This is a genomic window from Intrasporangium sp., assembly GCF_036566125.1.
GTDB lineage: Bacteria > Actinomycetota > Actinomycetes > Actinomycetales > Dermatophilaceae > Intrasporangium.
In genome coordinates this window covers 1-7,965 of record NZ_DATCWX010000271.1, presented here as the reverse complement: position 1 = coordinate 7,965, position 7,965 = coordinate 1, and the positions used below count along the sequence as shown (strand labels likewise).

At 69.5% G+C, this 7,965-nt stretch carries 7 protein-coding genes; 6 read left to right on the top strand and 1 reads right to left on the bottom strand.

Annotated features, from left to right (window positions below; translation table 11 throughout):
* The first annotated feature begins 207 nt into the window (after positions 1 to 207).
* A complete protein-coding gene (locus tag VIR15_RS16750; RefSeq protein ID WP_331929797.1) occupies positions 208 to 945 on the top strand; it encodes a hypothetical protein in 738 nt (245 codons plus the stop codon).
* Here the strand turns inward: VIR15_RS16750 and VIR15_RS16745 are convergent.
* The gene (locus tag VIR15_RS16745; protein ID WP_331929795.1) at positions 914 to 2,299 is read right to left on the bottom strand and encodes a tryptophanase; all 1,386 of its coding nucleotides are present in this window, start codon (positions 2,297 to 2,299) and stop codon (positions 914 to 916) included. The two genes, VIR15_RS16750 and VIR15_RS16745, sit on opposite strands and share 32 nt — an antisense overlap.
* A gap of 217 nt (positions 2,300 to 2,516) precedes the next feature.
* Here VIR15_RS16745 and VIR15_RS16740 point away from each other — a divergent pair, with 217 nt between their 5' ends.
* The 5 genes from VIR15_RS16740 to VIR15_RS16720 form a co-directional block, all read left to right on the top strand.
* Complete coding sequence (locus tag VIR15_RS16740) at positions 2,517 to 2,807, top strand: hypothetical protein (protein WP_331929793.1); 291 nt, start codon at positions 2,517 to 2,519, stop codon at positions 2,805 to 2,807.
* A complete protein-coding gene (locus VIR15_RS16735; RefSeq protein ID WP_331929791.1) occupies positions 2,804 to 3,040 on the top strand; it encodes a DUF2249 domain-containing protein in 237 nt (78 codons plus the stop codon). The genes VIR15_RS16740 and VIR15_RS16735 overlap by 4 nt, the downstream gene beginning before the upstream one ends.
* A gap of 121 nt (positions 3,041 to 3,161) precedes the next feature.
* Complete coding sequence (locus VIR15_RS16730) at positions 3,162 to 3,611, top strand: Lrp/AsnC family transcriptional regulator (RefSeq protein WP_331929789.1); 450 nt, start codon at positions 3,162 to 3,164, stop codon at positions 3,609 to 3,611.
* A 94-nt stretch (positions 3,612 to 3,705) separates the two neighbouring features.
* Positions 3,706 to 4,821, top strand: coding sequence for an acyltransferase (locus VIR15_RS16725; RefSeq protein WP_331929787.1), 1,116 nt, complete (start codon positions 3,706 to 3,708; stop codon positions 4,819 to 4,821).
* 168 nt (positions 4,822 to 4,989) lie between these two features.
* Positions 4,990 to 7,965, top strand: a 2,976-nt coding sequence (locus VIR15_RS16720) for an acetyl/propionyl/methylcrotonyl-CoA carboxylase subunit alpha (RefSeq protein ID WP_331929785.1), incomplete at its 3' end; no start/stop codon positions are given.

Sequence of the window (7,965 nt, the reverse complement as noted above, 5' to 3'; positions counted from 1 at the left end):
AAACAAATGTTCGACTGCCCGGTCAAGGGCTCGCAACGACTTTCCTTGTTTGAATCTTCTTGCAGCGCAACGGACCCCGCGTCGCAAAGGCAACTCAGCGGCATACGACATCTTGTGCATGTCGCTGGGCGCAGTCAGGGCGCCGCGGGCCCTTTGGCCCTTGGCGGCAGCGGCGGGGGCGGGATCCGATGGGCGCAGGAGGTCACCATGCATCAGACCATCGCCCCTCGTCCGACCACCTCACCGGGACTCGGCTGGTTCAGCCTCGCGACTGGGATAGCCACGCTCATCACCTTCGCGATCGCGGTCACCACACCGCCACGATCCGGGCCCTTCTGCACGAGTGACTGCATCGGACCGCCGTACACCGACGCCGCGCAGTTCGTCCCGCGCGACTACGTGTGGATGTACCCCGCACTCGTCGTCGCAGTGCTCTTCCTCGGCCTGCTCATCGCGATCGAGGCGCATGCCGTCGCGGCGGGCCGCGTCGTGCTCGCCCGCACTGCGACCGGTCTCGCGACCATCGCCACGGCGACTCTCGCCATCACCTACGGTCTGCAGCTCACCGTCGCCCAGCCGAAGCTCGCCCGAGGTGAGACCGACGGACTGGGCCTGCTGACGCAGTACAACCCCGACGGCCTCTTCATCGGCCTCGAGAACGTCGGCTACACGGCGATGGCGCTGGCCTTCCTGCTGATGGGCCTGGCGATCAAGCCATCACGTCGTCCGCATCGGGTGCTGAGATGGATCCTCGTCATCGGTGGCTTCGCCACCGTCGTCGCCTTGGTGGTCTTCAGCGTCGCCTTTGGCACTGACCTCAGCTACCGCTACGAGGTCACGGCGATTGCGCTCACCTGGCTCACCCTGGCACTCGCCGCAGCGACGCTGGCCTGGCAGCACCTCCGTCCGGCGCTCAGCCGCGCTGGGGTTCAAAGGTCGCGGTGAAGTGACGCAGGGCGGGCGGCTCTGACGTGATGCGATAGCCCGGCAGCGACGGTGCCTCGGCGGCGAGCCGCTCGCAGACCTCGATGACGTAGTCGATGTGGCTCTGCGTGTAGGTGCGTCGCGGGATCGCGAGGCGCACGAGGTCCATCGACGCGGCCACCTCCGACCCGTCGGGCTGGCGGCCGAACATCACCGTCCCGATCTCGCAGGAGCGGATGCCACCGAGCTCGTAGAGAGCGACGGCGACGGCTTGGCCCGGGTAGTCGAGCGGCGACAGGTGCGAGGCGAGCGCCCGCGCATCGATGTAGACGGCGTGGCCGCCGATCGGCGTGAGGACGGGGATGCCGCGCTTCTGCAGCGCCTCGCCGAGGTAGGCGGTCGACCGGATCCGGTAGCGCAGGTAGTCGTGCTGGACCACCTCGCGCAGCCCCTGCGCCAGTGCCTCGAGGTCCCGCCCGGCAAGCCCACCGTACGTCGGGAACCCCTCGGTCAGGATGAGCATGTTGCGGCACGCCTGCGCGAGGTCGTCATCGTTCATCGCGAGCCAGCCGCCGATGTTCCCCATCGGGTCCTTCTTCGCGCTCATTGTCATCCCGTCGGCGAGGCCGGCGATCTCGCGGACGATGTCGGCGACGTCGCGCTCTCCTTGACCCTCCTCGCGCTCCCGGATGAACCAGGCGTTCTCCGCGAACCGGCAGGCGTCGAGGAAGAGCGGCTTGCCGTGGCGGTCGCAGATCTCGCGCACGGCGCGGAGGTTGGCCAAGGAGACCGGCTGGCCACCGCCGCTGTTGTTGGTGATGGTCATCATGACGCAGGGGACGTCGTCGGATTGCTCGGTCAGCAGCGCCTCGAGCGCACCCAGGTCCATGTTCCCCTTGAACGGGTGGTCGCTCGTCGCCTCACGACCCTCCGGGATGACGAGGTCGAGCGCACTTGCGCCGGTGGCCTCGACGTTGGCGCGAGTCGTGTCGAAGTGGGTGTTGTTGGGCACGACCTTGCCGGGCCCGCCGAGCGCGGAGAAGAGGATCTTCTCGGCGGCGCGGCCCTGATGGACCGGGATGACGTGCTCGAAGGGGAACAGCTCCCGGACCGCGTCGACGAAGACGTAATAGGACGGCGAACCCGCGTAGGACTCGTCCCCGCGCTGGATCGCGGCCCACTGGTCGCGGCTCATGGCGCCGGTGCCGGAGTCGGTGAGCAGGTCGATGAGCACGTGCTCGGCGCGCAGCTGGAAGAGGTTGTAGCCCGCCGCCCTGACGTGGTCGCGGCGCTCGGCTCGGGTCGTCATGGTGAGCGGCTCGACGGAGTGGATCCGGAACGGCTCGATGATCGTGCTGAAGGGTGCGTCGTCCATGCCCCCCAGATTGGCCGTATGCCGCTGAGCTTGGAATGGCTGTCACGCACCGATAGCGAATGGTTGCCTTTCAAACGTGACCCGATCGGCTGGATCGGTTGGCAAACGCAAAGTTGGTGTCCACGCGGTGGCGGGGGAGCGCGCGGAGGGAGCTGGGGCGTGGGGTACGCTCCAGATGTTTAATACGGGATGAACCGTCGTTATTGCGAGGAGCGTTGTGCGCGAGCAGACCGATTCGAGCGCGCAAGCGCAGGACACGCTCACCGAGACGACGGACGTCCTCGTGAAGGCCCTACGGGCGCTCGGCCAGGCGGGACACCCGGACGCGGCCAGCCGACTGGCCGCCAAGGCGTGGTGGGCCCTCCGCGGCGCTCGACCACGCGAAGCCGAGCGGGTCAACGGCGCGATGCACTACCTCGCCCGCCTGCCCGCCGAACCCGGCGCCCTGCCGACCGAGGCACCCACCACCGAACCCACCACCAAACTCACCAACAAGGAGGAAGCATGACCACCGACCCCCAGCTCGATGTCCGCTCGGAGGCACCGGCCCAGCGCCACACCCTCATCCTCGACACGTATCACGCACTCGCTCCCGGAGCCGGGTTCGAGCTCGTCAACGACCACGACCCGAAGCCCCTCTTCTACCAGTTCGACGCGGAGTACAAGGACCAGTTCACCTGGGACTACCTCGAGGAGGGCCCCGAGGTCTGGCGCGTGCGCATCGGCCGCCCCACGCCCTGATCACGCGCCGTCCCAGCTGATCGAAAGAACAGCTTCCGGGCGGGTCAGAACCAAGACCGCAATCGAGTGAACGAGATTTGCGCATTTCCCGTTCACTCGATTGCCTTGGGGGCGCGCCATCATGAGTGGCGTGGACCGCGTCGACTGGCACATCCTCACCGAGCTCCAAGCGGATGCCCGGCTGTCCTTCAACGAGCTGTCCCGCCGGGTGAAGCTGTCCGCGCCAGCGGTGGCCGATCGGGTGCGCCGCCTCGAGGAAGCGGGCGTCGTCACCGGTTACCACGCACGCGTCGACCTCGAGCGCATCGGGAGGCCGGTCCGGGCGGTCGTCGTCATGGACTGCTACGGGCCGACCTGCCTGCTCCGCGACCCTGACGTGGCAACGTGGCCCGACGTTCAGCAGTTCTTCCGGGTGACGGGTCAGGGCTGTTCCGTGCTCGTCGTCGCAACGGCGTCGATGGAGGCGTTCGAGGAGCTGATCGACCGGCTGGCGCGCTATGGGCGGCCGAGCAGCAGCATGATCCTCGCCGACCAGCTGCCCTGGGCACCGGCCCAGCCCCCGCCGTCCTGATCGAGAGAACAAGAAACGGCCCGAAAGCTGTTCACTCGATCAGAGTCGGCGGGCCGATTTGGGCAGGTCGCGCCGATGCGAGAGGGTTGGTCCGGTGACCTCCACGAGCGCCCTGCCGGTGTCCGCCCGCCCTGTCGACATCAGCCGCGAGCTTGCCTACACGAGTTACCTGCGGGTCGCCGCCATGGTCGGTGTCGTGCTCATCCACGTCGCGGGCCTGACGTACGCGGCAGCACCGGAGAACTCGGCGGTCTGGCTCGTCGCGGCGTTCCTCATCAGCGCGACGAAGTGGTGCGTGCCCATGTTCGTCCTCGTGAGCGGCGCCCTCGTGCTGCGACCGCCTCAGCAGTCCTCGCCCATCGCGTTCTACCGCCGGCGCCTGTCCCGCATCGGCATCCCGCTGCTCTTCTGGCACGTCGTCTACCTCGGACTCGCCGAGCTGCGCGCCCCGTCGCTGACGTGGCAGGACCACGCCAGCCGGTTCATCGCGGGCAACACGTACACGGCGCTGTACTTCTTCTGGCTCATCCTCGGGCTCTATCTCATCGCGCCGTTCCTGTGGCCGGTCGTCCAGGCCTACTCCCGAAGGGTCCTCATCCCGCTCGGCGTCGGTCTCACGGCCGTCCCGGTGGCGGACCTGATCCTGCGGAAATGGTCCGGAGCGCTCGGTGATCCCTTGCCGGTCTTCGAGCCCACCATCGTCACGCACTTCGTGCCGTACGTCGGGTTCTTCCTGCTCGGCTACGCCCTGAGGGACGTCGTGCTGCGGGGGGCGCGCCTCCACGTGACCGGTCTACTCGCCCTTCTCGCGATCATCCAGATGCCGTTGCAGCTGACGCGCGGCGAGGCGCTCACCGCGGCGACTGCGGTCGACGTGGAGTTGCTCAGCCCGCTCTCCTACCAGGGGCCGGTCGTGGGGCTGAGCGCGCTGCTGCTCTTCGTCTATGTCCGGGGCCTCGTCCACCCGGGCTCCCGGCTCGCGGCTGCGCCGCTGGCCCGGTGGGCTCGCACCCTCGGTGACCTGTCCTTCGGTGTCTTCGCCTGCCACCTGCTCGTCCTGTACGTGCTCTCCCGCCTCCTGGGCCTCCCGGACCAGACGGGTGCGACGACCGTGCCCGGCCTGCTCGTGCAGAACGGCGCGGTCGTCGTCCTCTCGTTCGTCGTCAGCTGGCTGCTGAGCAGGACGCCACTCCTGCGACGAACCGTCTGAGCCGCCGGCGGGCCGGCGCGTCGGGCGCGCGAGCAAGCCCAGCGGCATACGGCATTGCATTTGTCCCGGAGTTGTACTCGCCGGTCACCGGCAGGTAGTGGAAGGCTGCCCATAGTGGCGTGACTCGGGTCACGCGCCCGACCGGGGTGACCGAAGGAGAACCGCTCGATGATCTCTCGCATCGCGATCGTCAACCGTGGTGAGGCCGCCATGCGCCTCATCCATGCCGTCCGTGACCTCAACGCCGAAAATCGCGGGGGGGGCCGCAGTGACTCCAGAATCGAGACGGTCGCCCTGCACACGGAGGGCGAGCGACGAGCGATGTTCGTCCGCGAGAGCGATCACGCCTACGATCTGGGCCCGGCGGCGAACCGCCCCTACCTCGACCATGACGTTCTTGAGCGCGCCCTGAAGGAAACGGGTGCCGACGCCGCCTGGGTGGGCTGGGGCTTCGTGGCCGAGGACCCGGCCTTTGCGGAGCTGTGCGAGCGGGTCGGCGTCAGCTTCATCGGGCCGAGCGCCGAGGCAATGCGCAAGCTCGGCGACAAGATCGGCAGCAAGCTGATCGCCGAGGAGGTCGGCGTCCCCGTCGCACCGTGGTCGCGCGGTGAGGTCGCCACACTCGAGGGGGCCAAGGAGGCCGCAGCCTCGATTGGCTATCCCCTCATGCTCAAGGCAACGGCGGGCGGAGGCGGCCGCGGCATCCGCGTCGTGACGAGCGCCGACGACCTGACCGACGCGTACGAGCGAACGCGGGACGAGGCGGCGCGGGCCTTCGGCTCGGGTGTCGTCTTCCTCGAGCGGCTCGTGACGGGCGCCCGACACATCGAGGTGCAGGTGATCGCGGACGGCCAGGGCACGGCGTGGGCCATCGGCGTGCGGGACTGCTCGATCCAGCGGCGCAACCAGAAGGTCATCGAGGAGTCGTCCTCCCCGGTGCTGTCACCTGATGAGGTGGACGAGGTCCGGGCTGCGGCCGAGCGCTTGGCCGTTGCCGTGGGCTACGCCGGCGCCGGCACCGTGGAGTTCCTCTACCACCCCGGGGAGAAGTTCTTCGCCTTCCTCGAGGTCAACACGCGCCTGCAGGTCGAGCACCCGATCACCGAGGTGACGACCGACAGCGACCTCGTCAAGCTGCAGATCCATGTCGCGAACGGGGGCCGTCTGGAGGGTGAGCGGCCGGTCGAGCGCGGACACGCGATCGAGGCCCGGCTCAACGCCGAGGACCCGGACCGCGACTTCGCCCCATCCCCCGGGCGGATCGCGTTGCTCGACTTCCCGTCCGGGCCGGGCATTCGCGTCGACACCGGGGTCGGCGAGGGCGACTCCATCCCGGCCGACTTCGACTCGATGATCGCGAAGATCATCGCCTACGGCCGCACCCGTGACGAGGCGCTGGCGCGACTACGCCGTGCCATGGCTGAGACCACCGTCGTCATCGAGGGCGGCGCGACGAACAAGAGCTTCATCCTCGACCTGCTCGACCAGCCCGAGGTCATCGACGGGAGCGCCGACACGGGCTGGATCGACCGGGTCCGCGCCGAGGGTCGGCTCGTGTCCCACCGGCACTCCGGCATCGCCCTCGTCGCGGCGGGGATCGAGGCGTACGAGGAGGCCGAGGCGCTCGAGCGCGCGCGCCTCTTCGAGACGGCGCGCGGCGGGCGGCCCCAGGTGCACCACCAGGTGGGTCGCGGCGTCGACCTCAAGCTGCGCGGCGTCGCCTACAACGTCACCGTCATGCGCACGGGTCCGCAGCGCTTCCGCGTCACGATCTCCGCCGGCACGACCGGTGCATCCGGTCCAGCCGGGGCATCCGGGGCATCCGGGGCATCGAACGGCGTCGGCAACGGCGATGGCAGCGGCGCAGAGGGGCAGGTCGTCGACGCCGAGCTCGACCGGATCGACGCGTACCAGAGCCGCATCGTCGTCGGCGGCCGCAACCACCGCCTCATCACCGCCCTGCACGGCCCGGTCCTGCTCGTCGAGGTCGACGGGGTCACCCACCGGGTGTCCCGTGACGAGGGCGGCGTGCTCCGCTCCCCCGCCCCCGCCCTGGTCGTCGCCACCCCCGTCGAGGTGGGCGCCGAGGTCGCCGCCGGCGCGCCGGTACTCGTCCTCGAGTCCATGAAGATGGAGACGGTGCTGGCCGCGCCGTTTGCCGCCCGGGTCAAGGAGATCCTCGTCGGCGTCGGCGGCCAGGTCGAGACAGGCGCGGCGCTCGTCCGGCTCGAGCCGACCGGCGACGAGACCGAGGCGGGTGCCGGCGCCGGCGCCGCGCAGAACGGCGACGCGACGGTCGACCTCGACCTGCCCATCTGCGACGAGGACGACGGCACGTTGCCGGACCGCTTGGCTCGTGGGGTCGCCGACCTGTCGGCAGGCGTGCTCGGCTTCGACGGCGACGACAACGGCAAGCACCGGAGCCTGACCTCCTATCTCGCCGCGCGGGACGAGACTGTCGCCGCCGGCCCGGCCCCGATCGCGGACGAGATCTACCTCCTCGAGCTGGTCGCAGACTTCGCCGAGCTGAGCCGCAACCGTCCGGTGGAGGAGGAACGTCACACCGAGCTGCTCGTGCACAGCCCGAAGGAGCACTTCCACACCTACCTGCAGAGCCTCGACGCTGACCGGGCTGGCCTGCCAGCAGCCTTCAGGGACAAGCTGGCTCGCGTGCTGCGCCACTACGGCGTGACGGAGCTCGACCGGACGCCGGACCTTGAGCAAGCGGTCTTCCGGGTGTTCCTGGCCCAGCAGCGCACCTCTCCCGAGATCACCCTCGCGACCTCGATCCTGCAGCGCTGGCTCGGCGAGCCCGCGCCAGCGGCGCCACACGACGCCGCTGCCCGAGAGACGCTCGACCGGCTCGTCGTCGCCACCCAGCTGCGGTTCCCCGTCATCGGCGACCTGGCCCGCAGCGTCCGCTTCCGCTGGTTCGAGCAGCCGCTGGTCGACGCAGAACGGCAGAGCGTCCTCGCCGGTGTCGGCGACCAGCTCGCCGCACTCGCCGAGGAGGCCGAGAGGGCCGGAGGCGATGCCGGGCTCAGCCCCGCGTACACCGCAGGCGTTGACGAGCTCGCCGCGATCCCGGAGCAGATCGTCCGCTTCCTCGCCGAGCGGCTCGACCGGCCGGATGACAGCCTGCCG